The sequence below is a fragment of the Alistipes sp. D31t1_170403_E11 genome (genome assembly GCF_015553985.1).
GTDB classification, from domain to species: Bacteria; Bacteroidota; Bacteroidia; order Bacteroidales; family Rikenellaceae; genus Alistipes; species Alistipes montrealensis.
In genome coordinates this window covers 78,660-100,946 of record NZ_JADNHQ010000009.1, presented here as the reverse complement: position 1 = coordinate 100,946, position 22,287 = coordinate 78,660, and the positions used below count along the sequence as shown (strand labels likewise).

Below are 22,287 nucleotides of genomic sequence, written 5' to 3'. Positions count from 1 at the left end.
AAACTGCTCTACCTGCTCTGTACGTCCGGGGTTCCGCTGCTCACGGGCGTGGGGATGCTCTCCGACGTAATCGGCTTTTATCCCTACCGGCAGTCGTTCGCCTCGATCTGCCGCGGCCTGGAGCACGGTGAACTTTTTTCGGCGTGCGTGGCGCGCTTCCCCGCGCTGTACGACCGCAAACTCACGGCCCTGATCCGTGTCGGCGAGGAGACCAACCGCCTTGCAGAGATGCTCCGCCGCCAGGGCGACGCCCTCACCGACGAACTCGAATACGGAATCCGCCGCATGGGCTCGCTGCTCGAACCCGCCCTGATCATGCTCGTCGGCCTTCTGGTCGCCGTAATCCTCATCTCCATGTACATGCCCATGTTCCGACTCGGCGGGATTATGGGATGAAACAAACTCCCGGCTGCCGGAACCGGGAGTGAGAGCATTACCCTTGACGGTTATTTTACCGTGTCCATGAATTTCGGTGCCGGCTTGAATGCTGGGATATCGTGCTCGGGGACGATCAGTGTGGTATTCTTGGAGATGTTCCGGGCGACCTTTGCTGCCCGTTTCTTGACATGGAACGTCCCGAAGCCGCGCAGGTAAACATTCTCATGGTTCCCCAATGAATCCTTTACGCTCTGCATGAACTGCTCGACAACGGTCAGTACGACCGTTTTATCGACACCTGAAGATTTGGCGATCTGTGCTACGATTTCCGCTTTTGTCATGGTATGGGATGATTTGAAGTTTGCTTGAGGACAAAGATAGCAAAACTTCCATTAGGTCAGCCACGGATTCTTATACGGGTCGAAATCCGTCTGAAAGGTCGCCAGCTGCCAGTCCATAACCGGCTGCTGATCCCGGGAAAGTTTTCGGGGAATCTGCGGATTGAGCCGTAGATTGGCCGCATCGTTAAGCCACTTCATCGAATCCTCGTAGTCGCGCAGGCGGACGACCGAGACGTTATTCGGGGCGATGAGTTTGGTCAGCTCATAGACGGCCAGGCGTACCATGTGCTTCTTGAGGTTGTAGTTGCGCGGGTCGTGCAGCGCGAGGTTCACGCCCGGTGCCGGAATGTCGGCGTTCACGTCCATCTCCGGCACGAAGACCTTCCCGCCATAGACCACATAGTCGTGCCCCGTGAGCTCATAGGCGTTATACTCCGCAGTGTAGTCGGCGATCTCACCCCAGCAGGGAGATTCGTCCGGCGGCAGGTTGTTGTCGAAGCCCTCGATGGTGGTCAGCGTATAGAACGCCCCGTTATAAGCCACCGTGTCCCAAAGACTATACAGCACAGGCTGCCAGGCCGTAGTTCCGACTCTGCTCCACCCTTCGACACCCGGAATGCGCACCTCTGCGAACCTGTAGCCATGTTCGCGGCGGCAGGTGTAAACCAAATTGTTATACAGAACCTCGTCGCCCGCGTAGTAAGTTCCGAACTGAGAGTATGGTTTCAATCCCGGTTGTTCCTGATTGCAGAACGGATTCTCGGTCCAGGCGGGTTCGGTGGCCGGGGCCTTGAAGCCGCTCAGCGAGCGGATCACCTCGTGAATCTGACCCTCGAAATAGATATGCACACCTACGGGATAGGTGATGCGCCGGTCGTATGGGGCGATATACTTCCCCCGGGCCAGTTCTTGCTCGACCTCATAGTTCTCGGATAGACGCTCCACCAGGGACATCTCAGCCGACTCTTCGGCCTGCAGAAAACGGTCTTCGTCGCCGCGCGTGAGCTGTGCGAGGGCTTCGGGTGTGATCAGCCCCAGATAGTCGTTGTTGTTGAGAAAACGTCTGTACATATTCTCTAGTAGGTAAATCCCTCGTGAATAGTTGCTGTGGTGACCACATAACCGGCCGCATCACCGCTCTTGTATTTGTACCAGCTATCCCGCAGGTAGTAACACAACAGGTAGTCCAGGCAGTCGGACAGATGGCCGTAGCGCTCGTATTTCACGCCCGTCTTGGGGTCGGTGGTCTTCTGCTTCGACTTGCTGCCGTCCTCGTTTTTGAGTTGGTAAATAAGGTCCTCGGTGAGCTTGCGGCACTTCATATCGATAGCGATCTCCCAGCCGTTGTAGCCGTCGAAGACCTCGTTGACGAACTCGCAGCGCGTAACCTGCGGCGGCTGTTTCTTCAAGAGCTTGACACGGGGCCGCAGCACTCCGCCCCCGAACGTATCGACGATCACGGTGAAATTGTTCACCCCGTCCTCGCTGGTGGTCGAGCGTTGCAGACCGGCGGGGTCGCCCGTCACGTCCACGCCGCCGACGTGCTTGTCGCGGTATAGTTTCGCGCGGAGCTTGCGGGCCAGCGCCGGGGTGTTGTTCTCCTTATTCTCCGGTTGGCCCAATACCTCTTCCAGAACGTAAACCTTCTTGGCCTCATAGTCGATCTGCGCCGTAAGCACCGACATACGGGGTGCGACGTTGAAATCCCAGACGGTGATCAGCGGCTTGGTGGGATCATATACCCGCTCCCGAAGCCCCGTCACCAGATGACGCACGCCGTCGAATCGGTGGTAGATAGCCATGTCGTTGGCCTCGACGAAATCCCAGTTGCCGTACAGCAGGCGTTCTTTGGTGGCCTGGTCGCGGATCTTGTTCAGCGCCGCTTCGTAGGTTTGGCGGAAGGCGATGTTGGGGTTGTCGAAGACCGAGAAGGGCACGTAGGCTTCGCCTTCGCGGCAGACGACTTTGTCTCCATTCTCGTCCTGCACGAAGCGAGACCGCACCCAGTTGACTGTGGGGTTCGTGGTCATCAGCATCCGAGGTGTCATGAAGGTTTCGTGCGTGCGCCATCTCAGACGCGAGAAAAGTACCTCTATTGCCCGCTCGGAAATCTCCGACACCTCGTCCACCAGGGCGATCGTATATTCCGAGGAGCCGAAGCGCTCGAAGTTCGGATCGCTGGGTATGTCGGCCATCTCCTTCATGATGATCACCGAATCGTTCCAGAAGGTGAGCGTCCCTTCGAGGTTATTGATCTTAAAGTTCACATCCTCCCGCAGGCCCCAATCTTTGAGAATCGACTTAATGGTGTTCCAGGTCGACTCCTTCAACGATTTGAGCGTCTTACGCGCCACCACGGCCCGGATATTACCGAAGCGGATGCAGCTGCTTATCAGCCAGACGCTGCCGATATAGGATTTTCCTCCGCCTGCCGCTCCGCCTCCCAAAATCAACTGTGGCAGGTTCTGTGTGCGGCATTGTTCGCAATGGGGTTTGTACTGGGGGTTGTGTTGTGCGTCGTATCCGATGAGAATCTGCTCGATCTCCCCGCCGCACTGCGGGCAGTGGTTGGGCTGGAGGAGTTTCCATAACTCAAACTGCCGAGGCGATGGCGAGAATTCGATTTTTAGGTTCCGGGGCGCTTTCAGACGATTGGCAGCCATCAGCAGATCGTGATGGTTATCTTGCTCTGCTTTTCCAATAGCGCATTCAGCCTTTCGGAAGCAATCCGCGATTCGAGGACCTTTCCCTTGACCTTGTTCTTGCCGACGAGAATACATCCGGAGCTATCGTTGGCATCATTGCCCGAGTGAATCATTATGCCGAGGAAATGCGGCACGTCATGCAGCAGCGGCAGTCGCCGTTTGAAGCGGGGGCTATATTCGAGGGTAATGCGGTAGGTTCCGGCGGGAATCGCCGTGCGGGCATAGATTTTCTCCCGGCAAGCACAGGGAAGCCCCCTCGGTGTGTTCGGACAGAGTGTAGGTAGGGAGCGAACGGCATCTTCGAGCGTGTCGCAGAGATATTGTCCGTCGATGAATAGCCTGCCTATTGTGTAGTCGGGGCCTTTGTGAATACGTTGGAGCGTAAGTATCATCCTTTGACATATATTAGGTTATGTCAAAGAATAGGAAAGGATAGCGTGGAAAGATTGAGAAATTATTATCTTTGTATAATCACTTAAAAGCGAGCGAAAATGAATGACAAATACGTAAAGAAAGATATAACCATCCATGTTCAGCCGTATCTGGCTTCTGCCACCATCGGGCTGATTCGCGGATTTCTGCCCGCCATCCTCGAACAGTTAAGACAGGCAGGTCTGCAATCCGGCATTACAGTCAACGATGAATACTACGGTGCTATGAAGGAAACCCTGGATGAGATTTACGAGAAGTGCATCGCTCATACCGACATCCGGGAGAGTGCAGCCGAATGGATGGATATGCTTGAGATGACAGACGGTGTATGGCCTGCCGACAAGGAAAGTTAAGTCTGGATCGACCTTATCGTTCGATAGCAATATACTCCGAATATTTCACCTCGACATAGGGATTGTCGCTCGAGATGGTCTGGTGCACGGCTTTCACCCGTTTCCAGAATATCCACCGGCGCTTGTATTCGATCCACACGGCCTGCCGCAGGGTCACCGGCAGCCGTATGTCGCCTTGCAGCCGACCCTCCTCGATGATGCCCTGCATCTGGATATGCGGGGTGTGCATCTCGACCCGCTGCACCGCAATGGGCATGGTGTCACGGAGGATGACCGTATCCCTCACGGCGGCATCGATGGGGCCGGCGACCTGGATTTGGTGCTTTGCCGCCGCCTTGAGGTTGCGGATCTTCACGCCCATGGCCTTGATTTTGGTCATATCTTCGGCCCTGTAACGCTCGAACTCCTCGATCGAGAGTCTCAGGGTGCGGACATCGAGGGCCGTAGTGGCCGAGTCGATACGAAAGCGCGTCACTTCCAACAGCAACGCCTCGTTGTTGTGGCGGTAGCGATCGCGCTCGTCAGTAAGCCGCACTGAGCGCCTGTGCTGGACATATACGACCAGACAGAGCGCCAGTACGACATACCATGCCAAGCGTGTGAGCAGCCTACTCATAGCAACCTGCGGATTCTGCAGGAATATACCAAAGGGTTTCGTCCAGATAAGGATGGTAGAGCTGTACCATGTATCCCTTGTCATTGCGATCCTGCGTAAGGTCTTCGACGATGACGCCCTTGCGGCCCACCAGCTCCGAGAGACGCATGCGGGTGAGTCCCTGCGAGGGTACGATTGTGATGTGTCTGTCCATGTTTATTTTTCGTATAAAAGTTGAAATTCCGTTTTACGGCGACGCTCGAGCGCCGGCAATACCTTGCCTTTGTATTTTCGGAAGGTGATGTACTCCGCATAAATATCCCGGTCGCCAGCTTCGAGTTTGCGGATCAGACGGCTGCGGGGCCGGCCCCCGCCACCCAGCAGCGTGTACTCCCCGACGTTGTAGGCCAGCACGCCCAGAAGCAGGGAGTCGCGCCCGAAGCGGCGGAATGCGGCGCACTTCTGCCGCAGGTCACTCCGTAGCAGGGAGTCGGCCCGCTCTTCGGTTATTCCGGCTGGGAACTGTTCTCCGGGCTGTAGCCGATGTCCATATCCTACATAGGGATGATGTTGTGCTGCGTGCATTCCCTCGGCTTGTTTGATGAGGGCTACGGCTTGCTCGAAGCGATCCTGCGCCTGCACCCCCGCGGATAAGACGACTGCGGCACAGAAGATGATGCGACGTCTCATTTCTGCATCATCAGCAGTTCGCGGATGTCGCCCCGCATCTCCCGCAGGTCGGACTGCATGATCGAGAGCTGGGTCATCGTGGCCTCGAAGACGGCCTTGTCCAACTTGATAGCATCGATTTTTTCATACTGGTCTTTGATCCGCAGTTCGATGTTGTTGCAGCGCACGGTCAGTTCGTTGATCCGGGCGATGTTGCCCACATGCTGGATGTAAATCGTCACGATGAACGACAGCACGATGGAGAGCATCTTGAAATTGCGGAGGATAAATTCTTTCAGGTTTTCCATATTTTCATTGTTCGATAATAAGTTGAAAGGCATCTCGCAGGGCACGGATCAGAGGCTCGGCTGCGGCGCCGTCCCTCAATCCGTAGAGCGCCCACAGCAGGATCAGGCCCAGGTAAATCCAGAAAGCCACCTCCTGTTTATCGATCTTCTTCCTCGGCATGCGTGGGTGCTGTTTGGGGTACGATGACGTTGAAGACGATGTTTCCGTCGCTGCCCTCGATGCGGAGCCTGCTCTGCTGGGCATGCTTGATGGGATAGAGGTCCATCAGGGCCTTGGCGGCATTCACCGACACGGCACGCAGAGGCGCCGGGGAGAGCGGCGACCCGAAGCGGTCGAGGTAGTTCTGCGTTGCCGCCTCGGCCATCACGGCTTTGAGGGTTTCGGCGACCTGCAGTTTCACGGCTGCGGTCTCCAGCTCGTACTGCTCCGAGGACATCATCTCCTTGATGCGGGCCGTTACCCAAGGCTGAAGCAGCAGGCTGCGGGCGGCCGCCGAGTCCCGTACGGAGCCTGTGCCGCCGAAAATTTCGCGGTAGCATTTCAATGTCCGGCCTGCGAACTCGATGCCTCCGTGGACATAGAGCTCGCAAAAGGCCGCCTCCTGCGCGGTCAGTTCCTTCTCTTGTGTCGTATCTTCGTTCATGGCGTCTCTTCTTTGGGAAGAATAGGCATTTGTGCTGCCGGTTGTTGTGCGAAGGATGCTTTCTGTGCCAGTAGTTGCTCCATCAATACTTCGTAGAATATGTCGGCCAGGGCATTGGCTGCCGCCTCGGCATCCGCGAGGGAGTTTATCAGCCGCATGTTGAAGCGTATGTCCAGGTCATAGCCCGAGATGACGGCCATCAGCTCCGAGCCGTCGTAGTTGACCGCACCGTACATCATGCGTTCGTTGGTGCGGAAGGTTACGATCTTCTTTTCTTCGTTCAGTTCCATCGGGTCATATTTTGAAGTGTCTGCGTGTCTTCTCGGCCTGCGGTGCGAGGGCCACACTGCCGCCGTTGCGCAGCCGCGCGGCATATACTGCGGCGATGTCGCGTGTTGCCGCGACGTCCGCGTCCGCGTCGTGGGCATCCGCGAGCTCCACGCCCAGGCGCTCGGCGATGAGTTCGAGTTTGTAAGAGCCGACCGACGGATCATGTGCAAAGGCCACATGGCCCAGGTCGAGCACGTCGATGTAGCGGGGCTGGAAGTTGCCGTAGAAATCTACGCTCCCGGCGAACGCCTGAGCGAACTCTTTCGTAAGATGGGCATAATTCATCATCTGCTGCAGGAATCCGATGTCGAAGAGGATATTCTGCCCGATCAATACGGGCTTGTATTGCGGGCCCTTGCTCAGAGTGTTCCGGGCGGCAAAGGCGATAACCTCGGCGGCTGCCGTTTTCAGATCGACGCCCTCGCGTCGCAGTTGTTCCAGCGTGATTCCCGTGATGTCGAGCGCCGCCTGCTCATAGCGCATGGGTTCGGCCTCTACGGCGAGCGCCTGCTCCCGGCGTGTGCGCAGCACCTTGCGGCGCGGTCCGCCACCCAACGCTTCCCGATTGTAAGGCGCGATATAACGGGCATAGCGGTCCACGAGCTGCCAGGTGTCGAGGCGCACGGCCTGCAGGGCGATCTGGGTACAGCCGCAGGTCGTGCAGTCCAGTCCTCCGGTCTCGAAGTCCAGGACGATGGCGACGAATATCTTGGGCGTTACTGCAGGTGCTGCCATTGTTCCAGAATTTTCAGCATGTCGCGGGCCGCCTGATAGAACTCACCGAGCGTGCCGTTGTTGAAGAGCGCGTAATCAACCCATTCATAGCCGAGGTCTTTCCTTCCGGCATCCCGTGCAAGGCGTGCGGGATCGACACCCCGGTCGATACGGATCTCGGGCTTGCACTGCACCGTGACGGAGAATACCCCATACTGTTCTGCGGCATTGCGTCGGAGCGCCCGGATGCCGTTCTCCTCCACAACGTAGGAGCAGAATCCCGAGCGTGGCAGCTGCCGGCGAAGGGCATAGTATTCGTAGCCGCCGAAACGGGTAAAGGTGAGCATTTCGCAGGGTTTCGGACGCACTCCGCCGCTGACGAAGAAGTAATCTTCGCCCTCGATCTCGCCCTCGCGGCGAGGCCGCGTGGTCGTGGAGACGAGGGTGGGTATGTGCATTTCCTGCTGCAGAAACTTGGCAAGGGTTGTCTTGCCGGCGCCGCTGGCACCCGAGATGGCAATTAGGATCGGTTTCATTATAAAGAGGATAGTTGGGATGATTTGGTGGTGTGGAGGCAGTTTTGGCCCGAATAGTCGCTATAGCGGACCATGGCCGAGAGGATCACGACCCTGTCCTTCGAAGCGGCGACCTCCGTGTGGTGAGCCGTGTAGAAGTCGTTCCAGCAGACCAGCTCCATGGTGTCGTTGTTCTGCTGGAGGCGCAGTTTGGCGAAACGTACCTTCTCGCCCGAGGTCTTGTCCTTGTAGGACGCCTCCGCGATGTCGGCGACCGTAGCGCAGACCACCACGCGGCGCCCTTCGTTCTCGCTGTCGGTCGCTTCGCGCAGGGTTAGGTAGGCCGTGCGCCCTTTGAACTGAGCACGGGCTTCGGAATTGTCATATATACGACGGTAGTCGATCGAGCCGATGCCCGAGAGTGCGATCTGCTGCTGCGACCAAAAGTAGTGCTTGTCGGCGAGCTGCGCCGGGATCTCCGCCTCGGAGAGCGCAAATCCCAGCAGGCGGGCCGCACGTTCGAGTAACGACCGCCGCTCACAAACGGACTTTACACCCTCGACCTTGTCGAAACATCCGGCGAGGATCAGGTGCTTCACATGCCGGGCATTGACGGGCAGGCGCTCCGTATCCTCGTCCTTGCCGCGTCCTTTACGCTGTCGGTCCCCGAAGATGCGGCGGATGAAATCTTCGACCGAGGCATACGCCCCGCCATGCTCGCGCACAGCAACGATATGCTCCACGGTACGTATTCCCAACTGTCGGATACGTGTCAGGGACCAGAAGATCTCGTCGGTGGCGTAGTCGGTGAAGAACTCCACGCCCGAGCGGTTCACGTCGGGCGGCACGATGCGCGCCGTGGAGCAGGCTTCCATCTCGCCCATGAGCTGCGCGATCTGCCGATCGTCGGCCCATTGCAGGGCCACGGTGTAGAAGGCCGTGGGATAGTTGGCTTTGAGCCATGCCCCGCAGTAAGCTGTGAGGGCATAGGCGGCGGCGTGCGATTTATTGAACCCGTAATTTCCGGCTACTTCGATCTTGTGCCATATTTCCTCGGCCTCGTAGTCGGGGCATCCGTTGGCGACGGCTCCGGCGATGAAGTCGGCTTTGAGCGTCGCCATCAATTCTGCTTTCTTCTTGCCTATGGCCTTGCGCAGAGAGTCGGTCTTTCCCAGATCGAAACCTCCGAGCGTGTGGGCAATAGACATGAACTGCTCCTGGAAGCACAATAGGCCATAAGTACTTTTCGTCGCTTCGAAGCATCCGTAGTTGTAAACCGGCGCCGCTTCGCCGCGGCGGAAACGGATGAAGTCCTCCGTGGCCCCGATGTCGAGGGTCGCAGGACGGTAGAGGGCATTGACGGCGATCAGATCCTCGATCGAGGCGGGCTTCACATCCTGCAGGAAGCGCGTGATGCCCGGCGAGGAGAACTGAAAGACATTCTGCGTGTTGCCCTCGGCCAGCAGGCGGTAGGTTTTTTCGTCCTCCAGCTCCTGCTGCGTGATCCGCTCGATGGTAAGCTGCCGGCCGTAATGGTCGTTGACCAGGGAGATCGTGGCGCTGAGCTTCGCCAGCTCCTTTGTCGCCAGCACGTCCTCCTTCAAAAGGCCGATTTCATCTACGGCATAGCCGTCGAACTCAGACACCAGCAACCCATCCATCTTTCGGATAGGCAGGAAATCGAAACATTCGGCCGGGCAGCCGTCTTTGGTTTCGGGCGTCACGATGATCGCCGAGGCGTGGATCGACGCGGCTTTGGGCTGTCCCAGGATGCCCCGCACATCTTCGATCACCTGCGGGTAGTCGAGGATGAACCTGCGCACGCGGCGGTGCACGGCCGCCAGGCGGAAGAGTCCCGTCCAGTCCATGTCATCCTCTAGGTTCGCAGTGATATAGTTGACCTCCTGCAGCGGCACGCGGTGCACGCGGGCCACATCTTTGAGCGCAGCCTTAAGTTTGAGCGTCGTGAAGGTGCCGGCGGAGAATACCCGCTGCCGACCCCCGACGTTGTAGCGCTTTTCCAGGTACTCCTTCATCTGCTGCCGCCGGTCCGAAGCATAGTCGACATCGATGTCCGGCAGCGACGCATGTCCTTCCGGCACAAGCCCCCGCTCGACGAAGCAGTCCATGACCTTCATTGGCCGTATTGCCCGCCGTATGTCGCATCGCGTAATTTTCATCGTATGTATTTCTTGTAGCGTATTATGGCGCTTACGGTCTGGCTACTCACGTCATATTGTGCGGCCAGCGCTGCCTGCGTCGATTGTCCCGAGTGGTACCTCGTACGGATCTCACGGGCCTGGGCATTCGTGAGCTTGGCATTTGCACTCTTCTCTCCATAGTCGTTCTTTAGCAGGTGAATGATCGAATGGCGAACATTCTCCTGGTGGGTGCACATCTCCAGGTTGTGCACGTCGTTGTTATCCCTGTTTCCGTCGATATGGTTTACTTCCAGCGTGGGGGTCCAATTCGGAAGGAAATGCTCCGCCACCAGCCGGTGGACGGAATATTTCTTCCTGTTCCCGTCTTTATAGAGCCGTACACAATGATAAAGCGATGTATATCCTCGCCAAGGCGATAGTATCCGTTCTTCTTGTAAAACAGTGGTTCCATTACGTATGATGTATCGTTCCAGACTACGGACCCGTCCCCGGTCGCTCACTTGATAATATCCTTCAAATCCCCTTATATCCCGCCACCGCTCCGGTGCGTCAGTCATGGGCAATATTATTCATTGACTTCGAGTTCTTTAAGCGTCCATATCGAATCTCGGCGGTCGAAAAGAATCTCATCGCCACAGGTCAACTGATCGGCATATATCGTCTTTTCCGCATCGTGGCGGAGAATTCGCAGTTGTGCGTCGGGGTGCAGCCGGTACCGGACGCCGGCAGCTTCGATCTCCACGTAGCGTTCACCCCGTTCGAGCGCCACATCCTGAGCGATGACCGTCAGGGCCTCGCGCCAGCCAAGTCCGCAGCGCTCGGGCACCAGGAAGCGCGAGAACAGCAGACCGTAGCGCAGCGGGTCGAGGGCGGTGATCCCCAGTAGGTACGCGACGAGCGAGCCTCCTGCCGAGCCGCGGCCGATGCCAGTGGCAATGCCCCGGCGGCGAGCCTCCTGCACCATATCCCACTGGATCAGGAAGTAGTCCACATTGTCCGTCGATTCGACGATGTAGATCTCCTCCTCGAGCCGCTCCCGATAACGGGCCTGCTCTATCGCCGGAACCTTCTGCGCCAAACCTTCGTCCAGCAGCCGGCGAAGCAGCGTGCGTCGGTCGCTACAGCGGGCCTTTTCTTCGTCCCGCATCATGTAGCGGGGCATGAACATCCGTCCCGTCTCGAACCGTGCATGCGCGGCATGAGCGATGCGTAGGGTGTTATGGCACATCAGTCCGAAAAGAGCCTCGAGGTTCCACTCTTCGCCGAACAGGGGTTGCAGGGCGGCATAAAGCTCATCCACGTCCTTGAAATACTGCTCCTCGCTCTGACGGTGGGCAGCTCCCGCAGCGATCTTGTTGAGCACCGTTTTGTTGCGGGCGTCGTCCCGATCGAGGTAGTAGCAGTCCGAAAGAAGAATAGGCTCCACAGCGAACGAACAGGTGGCTTTATCGTACGAATTCCGAAAGAACGTCTGCATGGCCAGGAGTCCTTCGCGGTCGATGCGCTCGGCCTTGTACTCCGCGGTGTCGATCTGGTAAAAGGTCATCCCGAAGGCCGCACGTAAGGCCGCGACCTCTTGAGGGTGTCGTACCATCCAGTCGGCGGCCAGCATGCCGAAGACCAGGGCACAACCCTCGGCGTGCGTAAGCAGCAGGTCATACGTAAGCACATGATCCGGGGATTCGACCATCACTTCCTTCTGGATACGTAGCAGCCCCTGCAACCCCTTTTGTGAGAGCGCATAGATTTTCATCTCGAGCTTCTCGCCTTCGTGCTCCATGCTCAGCGAATAGCCGAATACGGGCCGCAGATCTGCGGCCTCGCAGGCTTTCTGCAGGCTGAGGGTCGCGGCCATGGTATTGCGGTCGCAGATGCCCAGAGCCCTGTGGCCGAGGTGCCGTGCCTTGCGGACCCAATCGGCAAGGGCTCCCGAGCCGTTGAGCAGTTCGTATGGCGTGTGAACGCCGAGGTTGACAAATGGCATGTCCAGGCGGCATGGCTGTCGGCGGCCGACATATTTGAGGATGTTGAAACGGAACTCTTCCTCCAGGTCGTAGTAGTACCAGTTGTCACCGAACGGGAAGGCGACATAGCGGATGCCCTCGTCGAGCAGCACCTGCACATCTTCCGAAAGGTTGAAGCGCACACGCTCGCCTTCGACCTTGAAGATGGACTCCACGCCCGAGAGGTCGGCGCGGTACATGCGGCCGAAGCCGTCGATCTCGAGCACCTGGTCGTCGATCGGCTGAAAAGCTATTTTGTTGGCATTGAGCCAGCGAACCAGTCCTTCCATCATTGCTGTATTTTACGTAGGCAGTAGTCGAGCGGCCGCATCAGCCCGCTCATGAAAATATCCCGCACCTCGTCCTGCGTCAGCTCCTCCCAGTCTTTGGTCGGATCGGCGATGGCGGCAACCTGCACATCGAAATAGGGGCTCAGCTGCGCGATGGTTTTCTTCGTGGCTTCGACGGCATCCCCGTCATAGCCGACGATAACCTGTCGCACGCCTTTCGACTGGATCTTATATATCTGGGTCCGAGATATCTTCTTGCCGAAGGTGGCGACCGCGACCATGGCGGGATTGTCATAGAGATCGAGCGAGCGTGTGAGAGCTACCACGTCGAAAATACCCTCGCTCAGCACCACGGTCTGCGTGACGCCCGACCGGATGGCGTCGTAATTATAGAGGAGTCTGGAAAACTCATTCTCCGTGGAGTTGCGGTAACGCAAGATCTTGTGGCCACCCGTGCGCTTTGCCTGCCGGTTGTACGCATCGATTTTGGATTTGGACCAGATGTGGCGAGCGACGTAGCCGACCGTGTCGCCCTGGTCCAGAACCGGGAAGATGACGTAATTCGTGTAGCGACGGTTCAGACGGTCCGTGTCACCCACGGGGAAGTACCCGAAGTCATCGCTGGCGAAGCCGCGGGTCAGAAGATATGGATGAGCGAAACGGCGGCGGTAGAAGTCCGGCAGCTCCACGATGCTGAGCGTGTCATCGATCTCTTCCTGCTGGGGCGGCGTCAGCCACAGGGATGTCGCTACCGGAGCTGCGAGATCCGCGATTGCCGCAGGCAGCAGGTCCAGGCGGCCGAGGTCCTGCAGCAGCTGCCCGAGTGTGGTGGTCGAGTGGCCGCACGAGAAACAGTGTGCCATGAAGGGCTGCTTGCGCTCGGTAGGCTCCCCGACGTAGATGCCGTACTTGCCGCCCTCCTTGCCGCAATACGGGCAACGCGGAACGACGAGGTTCTTGCCCGTGCCATCTGGGCGCGCCCCGAGCTCGCGGGCGAGTTCTTGGATGATTTCTTGCTTCACATATGATAATAGAGCAGAAAAATCATCTTGGTTTTCAATTTAATAGATTTTTTGGTACTTTTACTGTCACAAAAATGTCATAACCATGATTACTGCCTTTATATCGCACAGCAGCCAACAAAAACGTTTTGTTGAACAACTCGTATCGATTCTAAGCAAAACCAACTGCTTGGTGGACGAATATGATTTCGAGCCAGCAAAAAAAAGCAAGGACGAAATATTCAGCAAAATTCGTAAGGCTGATATTTTCATTTTATTGATTTCCCGGGCTGCACTTGAATCGGAGTGGGTCGCCATTGAAATCGAGAAGGCCCGGGACAGAATGAGGAAACAAAGACTCAAATTCTTCCCTTATATTATCGATTATACAGTAAATTTTAATGACAAAAATATTCCGGCATGGATAAATAAGGAGGAAGTATTCAATTTGAAGACTTTCACCAACGTAGTACTTCTTTCACGTGACATCTTGCAAAAGCAACGTGAAATCATCTATCAGCAGCGGCCGGAGTTGAAACTTCGGGAAGAGTTGTTTGTTGGCCGCAATGCCGAAATTGAAGAACTTGAAACAAAATTATATACAGGCAATTACGCCGATGTAAAGGCTATCGTGGTTAGCGGTCGTCCAGGTGTCGGTCGCCGTAAGTTCATAAAGAAATATGTTCAATCCAAATTAGCCAACTATTCCGATGAACCTTATCGTATCGATTTGACCTCCAAGGATTATATCGAGAACTTCATCATGCAACTCAATAGTTATATGATGCTTTACAATCTCACTGATTTTGAATGGGACATATGGGATAAGGACAAAAAGGTTTCCGTGGCTGTGGAGTTGATAAATGAAGCGTACAAGACCAAGCAACACATTTTGATAGTCGATGACGGAGCCTGCATTACTCCGAAAGGAGGCGTTTCCGAATGGTTGGTCGATATACTCACCTATCCTACGCTTACTCGATTTTTGGGTTTGTTTATTGCAAGTTCGCGTACGCCGAAGACTCATAGGATCACCAATAGAAAGGAATGTATTTTCTTAGAATTGCATCCCCTGAGCGATGATGACCTTACAAAACTATTCTACGCATACATAGCACAAAGAGGTATTCCGGATTTTGATAAAGTAGAAGTTGAGTTTTGGGTGTCGAAGCTCCATGGCTCACCCGAACAACTTTTTTATGCAGCCGAAGCAGTAAATCGGGAAGGGAGAACTTTGGCCAAATCCAATGTGGATCGGATCGTTGCTTTCGGGGACAAATCGCTTAAAGATATTATCGAGTATTGCACCAATACGCAAATTGGGAAACTGAAATTGATTGACCTAATGGGTTTACTGACACATTTAGGGCCTATAAACGATCGTCTTTTGATCCGAATTGTTGGGGATGACTTAAAGGAGACCTGTGATAAGATGCTTGAAGAACTATTCAATCTCTCGATTATTGAGGTCTTCGGGCCCAGTAAGGAAATGATAAAGCTGGATGCAGGAATTGCAGATTATATCGACCGATCCGGCTACAAGATTTTAGACCGTTTCGGCAAGTCGATCGACAAAATATCGAAAGAGATTCTCGAGGAACCCATTGATCCACACGATGGAATAAACGATCTGTCGGACTATATGTACCGCATCCAGGTGAAAATCAACGCCGGACAATGCGATGCTAAATTGTTCATTCCATCAGTAGCCATAAAATCGATTATCGACCTTTATAAAAGCGAAAAGTACGATTCGGTTATCAACCTTTGCGAAGGCTTCCTTAAACACAAGGATCGAATTTATAATGACGCACGGCGCGAGATTATTTATTGGATGTGTTTATCGTTAGCTCGAAAATTGAACCGCCAAAAATTCATTATTGCGGTTGAAGAGATTACCGGTATAGCGAAAACCTTCCTGCAAGGTTTCTTCCTGCGGCTCTCGGGAGATCTTCCCGCAGCAGAGCGGAAATTCCGAGATATACTGGACAAATACCCCGATAATGCAAAGGCGTTGCGGGAATTAGTTACAGTCTTGCTCATGAAACGAGACTATCCGCAGGCACTTAATATGGCTAAAAAGAACCATGAAGCCAATCCCATAAACCCCTATCACATCGAGGCATATTTTAGATGTCTTGTGCGGAAGAATTCGCTCACATACGATGACCGTAAAAAACTCGAAGAATTGATCCATGCTATGGAGTCAAGCTACGACATACATAAAGATAAGATTGTTAAGACCATGAATGCCGAATATAAAATTTATGTCGAGCGGGAAGTACAAACCCCGCTAAAAATTCTGATAGAACTTAACAAACAGCCCCATGTTTTAAATTACACGCGCCAGGCTCTCAATGAACTACAGGAGAGACAGGGGATGCCTACCACCTGAATGTTAATAAATTAGCGCCAGTGAGCGCTGTGCATCGTAAAATATCTCATTGTCGTAGTCGGTGGCAATCTTTATGGTGTCGCCTTTCTTGAAGAATCGGCTCTTGGCGACGTGCAGGCGCATGATGTCCTCCTTACGCTCGGCCGAGGACTGGTTCAGGGAGATAAGGTGCGTGCAGGGCCGTGCAAGGCCCTTTGCTTCGGAGCAGTTGTATTCGGTCAAGACGTTGCGCTCGTCGTTGAGCCAGTCCCGATCCTCAATGGTCGACTGGTAGGTCACCACCATCCACACGTTCTCGTCGGCCGCGAGGTCCTTGAGGTCGTTGGCCACGGCGATACGCTTGGCCCGCTCATGCTCGGCGTTCCACACGCGGCGTGATGCGTCGGTCAGCAGATCCATGGAATCGATGATCACAATGTCGGGCTGCCGGCCGTTGATCTTGCGGTACTCGGCGATGCCGTTGCGGATGTCCAGGGTCGAGACGCGGGCGTTGAAACGCGGGAAGGAGCGCACGGTGATGCTCCCGGCATACTGCTCGACAAGGCGTGCGAGACGCAGCATCTCCGCCTCGGGGAGCTTCCCCTGCTCGTAGTAGTAGGCGTTGCGGGAGATCAACCCTCCGGAATAGGCGTTCAGGGCCTCCTGCTCGGAACCTTCGAGCTGGAAATGCAGCACATGGAGTCCGTCGTCGATGTCGGCACGTATGCCGATATGCTTGGCGATATGGCTCTTGCCGACACCCGTGGAGGCCAGGAAACAGGTGAGCTGCCCGCGCAGGCTGCGACCGTTGTTCAGGGCGTCCAGGTATGGGATGTAGAAACGTGCAACCTGCGGCATGTCGGAGTGTGCCTGCTGCTCTTCGCGCCGCCGGTTCTGCTCGTATCGCTCGGTAAAGGTGGCGGCCACATCCACGAAGGACGAGGATTTGAGGGTGAAGCCCGCGAGCCACTCGGCATATGCGCGCAGCACCTCCTCGGCCTTCTGCTGCCGGGACTGGTTGTACAGTTTCCCGACCTCTGCATACACGGCCTGGAGCTTCACGCCCTTGATGTAGGCTTCCAAAAGGTCCGTCAGGGCCTCGGTATTCTGCCCCTGGTCATACTCCCGGAAGGTGTTCAGCAGCTCCACGGCGTCGTAGTCGGCGCCCAGGGCTTGCGTCAAAACAGCATAGGTGGGCGGAGCCTTATAGGTCGTGTAGTGATTTGCGAGCACCTGCTGCACCTGCTGGAACGAACGATCCGGGAGATACTCGCTCAGCATGTGCTGCACTACGATTCCGCACAGGGCATCGCATCGCAACGCCGCGGCATATAACTCGTATAGGAACTCCGCGCTGAGCGGATTTGTCGTAGGTTTACTCATGCTTCATGCTGTGCCTCGCAGCGGAGGCGGTATAACTCGGGATACAGACGCTGTGTACGCTCGCGGCAGCGCTCCCCGTACAGACATCCTGCGCATGCGGGCGACTGCGGGGACCAAAGGAGTGTGGAACTGCCGCAGACAAGGTATCCGGCCTCGGTGGAGAGGACCCGCCGCTTGGTAGGCTCCTCCCACGCGGGGAAGAGGAATCTTTGCAGCGGATGCTCCCGCCGCTCCACCACGGCCGCCAACCCTTCACGCGAAAGACCATGACCGCGCAGCCACCGGTCTTCGTAGAAGCGATGGGCAGGCGTGGCGGCGGCGAAGCGTTCACGGGCTTTCACCCCGAACGAATGCGCCGGGCGCCAGCGGCGACGATACTCCTCTCCATAGCCGCTGATGACATACGCCTGGCAGATGCAGAAATCTGCTATCCGCTCGGCAGATAACGCTCCGTGGGTGCGCTCGAGGGCCTCGGCACATGCTTTTACCGCCCGCTCGGCCGAGCCGCCTCCGGGGAAGCGGAATCCGGGCCACAGCGTGCAGCGCAGCAGATAGCTGAAGAGCCTGCGGAACTTACACCCGGGGCTTGGTTCGCCGCTCACCGTCACGGGTTAGGAGTTCGCGCAGTTGCTGCTTGGCCAGGAACAGGCGGCTTTTGACCGTCTCGATGTTGCGGGCTTTGAGCGTGCCGTTGCGGAATGTTATATCCATGATCTCCTGGAGCTTGTAGCCGGCCTGCTGGAGCAGCAGCGCCTCGCGGTAGATAGGCTTCAACTGCGCCAGGGCCTGCAGGATGTCGTCGTTGTAGAACTCGCGGTAGTTATCCACCCCCATGCTGTTGGTATGGGTATCCTCGCCGGCCATGAACCCTGCGGGCAGGTCGCAGATCTCCATGTCGTGTGTGACGGGCAGCCGGCGCCGCATATTCAGGTCATAGACGTAGCGCTTGGTTACGATGTGCAGCCAGGTCTGGATGGAACGCTCGGGTTTGTAGGTTTGGATATAACGGAAGAAGTTGACGAGAACTTCATTATAGTTGTCAGCAATATCCTCTTGCCGAAACGTATAGCGGATGCAGAGGGCGTATATCAGATTTTTATGAGGCAGCACGTAACGGTTGAACAGCTCCGTGCGTATTTCTGCCGACTCCTCGTTTGAGGAGGTGTCGGACGTCTTTTCTTGTTTCACGTATCATAGGCTCATGCGTGGCACACAATCTGGTGTCTCAATCTCTCAGCCTTACGGGGGCGTCATAACCTGTGCTTGCGCAGGAAGTAGTAGAACAGATGGCAGGCGTCGGCGGCATTGTCATCGATGGGCAGGATGCCGTAGCGTTGGCGGCAGGCGTCGATCATCCTGGCCTTCGTGGCGCGGCCGTCGCCCGTGGCCCATTTTTTGAGCGTGGCGACGTTCACGAATTCCGGCTCCGGGAGGTCCAATTCATCGCAAACCTCCAGCAGGATACCCCGCAGCTCCGCCAGACGCCGCATGTCGTAGAAGTGGCGGTTGACGCACACGTCCTCGGCAACGATCTGCCGGATGCCATAGCGGCGGATGAAGGCCAGGAGCATGGCGCGGAAAGCCCCGTGGAGCTTGTTGCCGTTGCGACGCTGGGATTCCGTGAAGTTCCATGTTCCGGCCTCGTGCATCGAGAAATAGCCCGTGTGGGTTGCGATGTCGAGGGCCAACACCTGTTCACGCCGCAGCGTGTCAGGCGTCGATGCGGGACTCTCCATTCTCCTTTATGATCAACAATTTGTGAGGATAACTCTCGGCCACAGCACCGTGCGAGACCACCAGCGCCGTCATGCCGAGGCGGTTGAGTGCCGCGAACACGCCGGCCAAGCCGTCGGCATCCATGGCGTCGGCGATCTCGTCGATACACATCAAGTCGAAACCTTCGCCGGGGTCGCAGTTCCCGTTTACAAGTCGCTGCATGGCCACGATCGAGGCGAGGTTTACCCGCGCTCGTTCCCCTTCCGAGAACTTCCCGAAGCTCCCGGCGTCCAGTCCGTCCCGGATGATCGTGACGGAAATCTTCTCCCGCACCGTTCCGTTTTTCAGGGCCGTGTAACCCGAAAGATTTACCCGCAGGTCGGAGCCCAGGTCGGCAAGGACCTGATTCATCATCGCTCCGAGTGCCGTGATCTTCGTGTTCGCCAGGTAGGATTTGAACTGCATGAACAGTTGCTCCTGGGCCGTGAGCGCCGCCAGCCGCCTTTCGGTCCCGGTCTTTAGCGAGAGCACCTTGTCGGCCTGTGAGCGGTTGGTCTGGAGCGATGCCCGGAGCGAGCGGAGGACCTCTTCGGGCGATGTTCGCTCGATTTCGGCAATCGTCTCTTCGAGAGTTTGGATGGAGCCGCGGGCCGCGCTGGCCTGCTCCCGAATGCGGCTGATGCTGCGCTGGTTTTCCTGCATGGCGTCGTCGATTCGCTCGTAGCCTTCCGCAAAGACCTTTTCCCGGATGTGCCCGATCTGGGTAGTGCGTGCCGCCAGCCGCTCTTCGACGCGCTCCAGATTGAACCTGTAGCCCTGCATCTCGTATTGGGCTGCCTCGACGGCCCGCTTTCCTTTCGAGAGCCGGTCCTCCCACTCCTCTTTGCGGGCAACGAGTGTGCGGCTCGCGCCCCGCACCCGGCTCTGCATCTTCTCGACTTTCTCGGCTTCGAGGGCGGCATCCTGCAAGCGGGCGTCCAGCGTACTGAGCGTCTGGCGGTTCGCCGTCAGCTCCTCACGTGCCGCAACAATGTCGAACGCGCGGTCCGACACCAGAAATTCATGCCGGCACGCGGGGCAGATGATGCTGCCGGCGAGCTTAGCCCCGAGCGACTCGATGGCTCCGCAAAGGGCGATCTTGCGTTTCCGGAGCTCCTCCATCTGACCGTTGGCCGCCATAAGGCGGCCATTGAGGTCGGACATCTCGGCCGTCAGCTCCTCGCGCTTTTGTCCGAATACTGCGGCAAAGGCGTCGAAACCTGCGAGTAGGTCCCGGTACGCTTGCTCCGCCCCGGTGATCTTCTGGGATGTCTGGCCGAGGATCACCGACCATTTGTCGATCTCGGTGCGGGCCAGAGCGATTTCCTGCTTCTTCGTGTCGATCACCCGGGTCCAGTCCGTCAGGGGTTTCGATGCAAAGGAGCGCAGGAGCTCATGGACGCGGCGGACACATTCGTCCAGAGGGATATCCGATGCCTCTATTGTCTGCAACTGCCGGTTCATGCCGTCGATTTCTTTGCCTTTATGCTGATACTCGGCGAGTGTTTCATCCGCCTGCCGGATGACGCTCCGTTTCTCGGCGACAGAGGCTTGCAGCGTGGCGATCTTCTCGGCCCGCGAACGCTGCTTATCATCGCGGGATTCTTCTTCCTCGAGGATCTGCTCGGCGAGCATTTCGATGCGTCCGTCCAGCGTGGCCAGCTCCAGTTCGGAAGCTTTGAGCGAACGGCTCAACGGCTCGATATCCTCGCGGAGCTTTTCCACGGCCTCGTCCACCAGCACGCCGTTCGAGAAGCGGTTGATGATCTCTTTCTTCTCTCGGTCGGATGTCGAGAGGAAGTCGCTGTACCGTTGCTTGCTCAGGATGAAGGAAGCGTAGAGTTCGTCGCGGCGGATTCCCAGCTTGTCGAGGATGTATTTGTTAAAGGCATCCACGGAAGGCTGAGCCACCTCATGCGACTCTCCGCGGCATATTAGGGTGCAACGCACTTCCGACGCCGACTTGCGGAAGATGCCGCGCTCGATGCGGAGCCGCTCGCCGCTCACGTCATTGGTCAGGTCCAGACACACCCGGCACTCGTCGGCCGCATCGTTGATGATCTCCTCGGTGCGGACCTTGCGCAAGGGGCTGCCCGTGATTCCCACGGCAATGGCCTCGATCAGGGTGGATTTCCCCGAGCCGTTGCTCTGCTGGCTCTCGTTGTCGGCATTGTGTCCGAAGATCAGTGTGGTGACGCCCTGCACAGGCGTGTATTCCACATGGCGGAAGGAGCAGAGGTTCTGAGCCTCGATATGCGTTAATTTCCACATGGCGTTTCGATTTTGGAGAGGTAGGACAAGCCCAGCGCAGGGTCTTCGACCTGCTTGCGGGAACAAAACTCTTCGTAGGACGCGCGGATTCTGCGGCTGTCGAACTTTTCGAGCACCCCCTCTTCGGGCGTTTCGATCGTCTCGACGTCGGGGGCGACGAACTCCACCTTGGCGGCGCCGGCTTGGTAGAGTTTCTTCTTGTCCACGGCCGAAAGACGCGCCTGGTCCCCATGAATCCGCACTTTGATGCGACAACGTCCCTGCGTGCGCGTTTGGTCCAGCATATCCGCAAGGTGAATGTCTGCCTTCTCGGCCGACACGTCGATCACGCGGTAACGGATGTTGGCTTTGTTCTGGAGGAACTCGTGCCGCCCGTCGGTGTAAAGCACCGTGTAACCCTTCTGTTCGTCTTCTCCGAAGTTGTGCTGCCGGGAGGAGCCGATGTACTCGATGGCTGTGCCTTTGAGGAGCGTGCGGTTGTGGTAATGGCCGACGAAGACACGGTCGAAATCCCCGAACAGCGCGGCCGGCAGCTCCGTTTCGGACGGTTGCGCCAGGGCGCCGCGGATACCTTCATGGATGTAGAGGTAGTTGAGTTTGTCCGCTTCGAACGAGCCGGCGCACAGGGCTTTCAGCCGCCCGGTAAAACTGCCGTTTTCCGGGAAGTAGCTCATCATGTGGAGCACGAAATTCCACGCGGGATCGGCGAGGGTCAGAAAATCATCGACCACCGTCACGTTGGGATGCTGGTCGAAGACATGGCAGTAGCCGAAGGTCGCCTCCTGATCGACCAAATCGTGATTGCCCTCGGCCAGGATGACTCGCACGCCGGCCTCGGCGGCTTCAAGCAGGGCGCCCCGCACAGCCAGCAACACATCGAGGGTCTGGGCCGTGCGGCTCAGGAACAGATCCCCGCCCACGGCGAGCTGCGGAATGTTCCGCTGCCGGCAGATGTCGAGGGCCTCCTGCCAGTTGGCCGTGAATTCGGGAATATTATCTTTCGAAACGTGAAGATCATTTAACAGAAGCAGGCATGCAGTAGATTCCGCCATAGGTGTGTAAGG

The 22,287-nt window shown here is 56.8% G+C and carries 25 protein-coding genes and 1 pseudogene; 3 read left to right on the top strand and 23 right to left on the bottom strand.

Annotation, left to right across the window (positions count from 1 at the left end; all coding sequences use genetic code 11):
* Window positions 1-396: type II secretion system F family protein (locus tag I2E69_RS14060; protein WP_195461856.1), on the top strand; the 396-nt coding region annotated here is incomplete at its 5' end.
* A gap of 50 nt (window positions 397-446) precedes the next feature.
* On the opposite strand, the pseudogene I2E69_RS14055 reads toward I2E69_RS14060, so the two are convergent.
* From I2E69_RS14055 to I2E69_RS14040, 4 genes and pseudogenes are all read right to left on the bottom strand, one after another.
* A pseudogene (locus I2E69_RS14055) lies at window positions 447-731 on the bottom strand (HU family DNA-binding protein); the annotation flags it as partial.
* Window positions 732-770: 39 nt separating this feature from the next.
* A complete protein-coding gene (locus I2E69_RS14050; protein ID WP_195461854.1) occupies window positions 771-1,790 on the bottom strand; it encodes a hypothetical protein in 1,020 nt (339 codons plus the stop codon).
* A gap of 5 nt (window positions 1,791-1,795) precedes the next feature.
* Window positions 1,796-3,382, bottom strand: coding sequence for a phage terminase large subunit (locus I2E69_RS14045; RefSeq protein WP_195461853.1), 1,587 nt, complete (start codon window positions 3,380-3,382; stop codon window positions 1,796-1,798).
* Entirely contained in the window at window positions 3,382-3,816 is a 435-nt protein-coding gene (locus tag I2E69_RS14040; protein WP_195461852.1) for a DUF5675 family protein, read from the bottom strand. The genes I2E69_RS14045 and I2E69_RS14040 overlap by 1 nt, the downstream gene beginning before the upstream one ends.
* Window positions 3,817-3,915: 99 nt before the next feature.
* On the opposite strand from I2E69_RS14040, the gene I2E69_RS14035 reads away from it, so the two are divergent.
* Window positions 3,916-4,209 (top strand): hypothetical protein, encoded by a 294-nt coding sequence (locus tag I2E69_RS14035; RefSeq protein WP_229095544.1) that lies wholly within the window; start codon window positions 3,916-3,918, stop codon window positions 4,207-4,209.
* Between the two features lie 13 nt (window positions 4,210-4,222).
* Here I2E69_RS14035 and I2E69_RS14030 read toward each other — a convergent pair whose 3' ends face one another.
* From I2E69_RS14030 to I2E69_RS13970, 13 genes are read right to left on the bottom strand one after another with little or no spacing between them, the layout of a single operon-like run.
* Window positions 4,223-4,825 carry a DUF6549 family protein gene (locus I2E69_RS14030; RefSeq protein ID WP_195461851.1) on the bottom strand — a complete coding sequence of 201 codons (603 nt, stop codon included), beginning with the start codon at window positions 4,823-4,825 and terminating at the stop codon, window positions 4,223-4,225.
* Window positions 4,818-5,018 (bottom strand): hypothetical protein, encoded by a 201-nt coding sequence (locus tag I2E69_RS14025; RefSeq protein ID WP_229095543.1) that lies wholly within the window; start codon window positions 5,016-5,018, stop codon window positions 4,818-4,820. The genes I2E69_RS14030 and I2E69_RS14025 overlap by 8 nt, the downstream gene beginning before the upstream one ends.
* A gap of 2 nt (window positions 5,019-5,020) precedes the next feature.
* Window positions 5,021-5,494 carry a glycoside hydrolase family protein gene (locus I2E69_RS14020; protein ID WP_195461850.1) on the bottom strand — a complete coding sequence of 158 codons (474 nt, stop codon included), beginning with the start codon at window positions 5,492-5,494 and terminating at the stop codon, window positions 5,021-5,023.
* The gene (locus I2E69_RS14015) at window positions 5,491-5,781 is read right to left on the bottom strand and encodes a hypothetical protein (RefSeq protein WP_195461849.1); all 291 of its coding nucleotides are present in this window, start codon (window positions 5,779-5,781) and stop codon (window positions 5,491-5,493) included. Before I2E69_RS14015 ends, I2E69_RS14020 begins: the two co-directional genes overlap by 4 nt.
* A 4-nt stretch (window positions 5,782-5,785) precedes the next feature.
* Window positions 5,786-5,941, bottom strand: coding sequence for a hypothetical protein (locus tag I2E69_RS14010; RefSeq protein ID WP_195461848.1), 156 nt, complete (start codon window positions 5,939-5,941; stop codon window positions 5,786-5,788).
* Window positions 5,919-6,425 carry a hypothetical protein gene (locus I2E69_RS14005; RefSeq protein WP_195461847.1) on the bottom strand — a complete coding sequence of 169 codons (507 nt, stop codon included), beginning with the start codon at window positions 6,423-6,425 and terminating at the stop codon, window positions 5,919-5,921. The genes I2E69_RS14010 and I2E69_RS14005 overlap by 23 nt, the downstream gene beginning before the upstream one ends.
* The gene (locus I2E69_RS14000) at window positions 6,422-6,715 is read right to left on the bottom strand and encodes a hypothetical protein (RefSeq protein ID WP_195461846.1); all 294 of its coding nucleotides are present in this window, start codon (window positions 6,713-6,715) and stop codon (window positions 6,422-6,424) included. The genes I2E69_RS14005 and I2E69_RS14000 overlap by 4 nt, the downstream gene beginning before the upstream one ends.
* A 4-nt stretch (window positions 6,716-6,719) precedes the next feature.
* Window positions 6,720-7,490 carry an exonuclease domain-containing protein gene (locus I2E69_RS13995; protein WP_195461845.1) on the bottom strand — a complete coding sequence of 257 codons (771 nt, stop codon included), beginning with the start codon at window positions 7,488-7,490 and terminating at the stop codon, window positions 6,720-6,722.
* Complete coding sequence (locus I2E69_RS13990; RefSeq protein WP_195461844.1) at window positions 7,472-8,005, bottom strand: hypothetical protein; 534 nt, start codon at window positions 8,003-8,005, stop codon at window positions 7,472-7,474. Before I2E69_RS13990 ends, I2E69_RS13995 begins: the two co-directional genes overlap by 19 nt.
* Window positions 8,005-10,164, bottom strand: a complete 2,160-nt coding sequence (locus I2E69_RS13985) for a DNA polymerase III subunit alpha (RefSeq protein WP_195461843.1) — start codon at window positions 10,162-10,164, stop codon at window positions 8,005-8,007. Before I2E69_RS13985 ends, I2E69_RS13990 begins: the two co-directional genes overlap by 1 nt.
* On the bottom strand, window positions 10,161-10,703 hold the full coding sequence (locus I2E69_RS13980) for an HNH endonuclease (protein WP_195461842.1): 543 nt from the start codon (window positions 10,701-10,703) through the stop codon (window positions 10,161-10,163). Before I2E69_RS13980 ends, I2E69_RS13985 begins: the two co-directional genes overlap by 4 nt.
* Window positions 10,704-10,711: 8 nt before the next feature.
* Window positions 10,712-12,439 (bottom strand): PHP domain-containing protein, encoded by a 1,728-nt coding sequence (locus tag I2E69_RS15405; protein WP_317191102.1) that lies wholly within the window; start codon window positions 12,437-12,439, stop codon window positions 10,712-10,714.
* The gene (locus I2E69_RS13970; protein WP_195461840.1) at window positions 12,439-13,461 is read right to left on the bottom strand and encodes a toprim domain-containing protein; all 1,023 of its coding nucleotides are present in this window, start codon (window positions 13,459-13,461) and stop codon (window positions 12,439-12,441) included. Before I2E69_RS13970 ends, I2E69_RS15405 begins: the two co-directional genes overlap by 1 nt.
* An 85-nt stretch (window positions 13,462-13,546) precedes the next feature.
* Here I2E69_RS13970 and I2E69_RS13965 point away from each other — a divergent pair, with 85 nt between their 5' ends.
* Entirely contained in the window at window positions 13,547-15,835 is a 2,289-nt protein-coding gene (locus tag I2E69_RS13965; RefSeq protein ID WP_195461839.1) for a toll/interleukin-1 receptor domain-containing protein, read from the top strand.
* 3 nt (window positions 15,836-15,838) lie between these two features.
* On the opposite strand, the gene I2E69_RS13960 is transcribed toward I2E69_RS13965, so the two are convergent.
* The 6 genes from I2E69_RS13960 to I2E69_RS13935 form a co-directional block, all read right to left on the bottom strand.
* Window positions 15,839-17,197 carry a DnaB-like helicase C-terminal domain-containing protein gene (locus I2E69_RS13960; RefSeq protein ID WP_195461838.1) on the bottom strand — a complete coding sequence of 453 codons (1,359 nt, stop codon included), beginning with the start codon at window positions 17,195-17,197 and terminating at the stop codon, window positions 15,839-15,841.
* Window positions 17,194-17,799, bottom strand: a complete 606-nt coding sequence (locus I2E69_RS13955) for a hypothetical protein (protein WP_195461837.1) — start codon at window positions 17,797-17,799, stop codon at window positions 17,194-17,196. The genes I2E69_RS13960 and I2E69_RS13955 overlap by 4 nt, the downstream gene beginning before the upstream one ends.
* Window positions 17,771-18,304: an RNA polymerase sigma factor gene (locus I2E69_RS13950; RefSeq protein ID WP_195461865.1), complete on the bottom strand. Its 534-nt coding sequence runs from the start codon at window positions 18,302-18,304 to the stop codon at window positions 17,771-17,773. Before I2E69_RS13950 ends, I2E69_RS13955 begins: the two co-directional genes overlap by 29 nt.
* Window positions 18,305-18,447: 143 nt before the next feature.
* Window positions 18,448-18,933, bottom strand: a complete 486-nt coding sequence (locus I2E69_RS13945) for a hypothetical protein (protein WP_195461836.1) — start codon at window positions 18,931-18,933, stop codon at window positions 18,448-18,450.
* Entirely contained in the window at window positions 18,908-21,223 is a 2,316-nt protein-coding gene (locus I2E69_RS13940) for an AAA family ATPase (RefSeq protein WP_195461835.1), read from the bottom strand. The genes I2E69_RS13945 and I2E69_RS13940 overlap by 26 nt, the downstream gene beginning before the upstream one ends.
* Window positions 21,211-22,275 carry an exonuclease SbcCD subunit D gene (locus I2E69_RS13935; protein ID WP_195461834.1) on the bottom strand — a complete coding sequence of 355 codons (1,065 nt, stop codon included), beginning with the start codon at window positions 22,273-22,275 and terminating at the stop codon, window positions 21,211-21,213. Before I2E69_RS13935 ends, I2E69_RS13940 begins: the two co-directional genes overlap by 13 nt.
* Window positions 22,276-22,287: the final 12 nt, after the last annotated feature.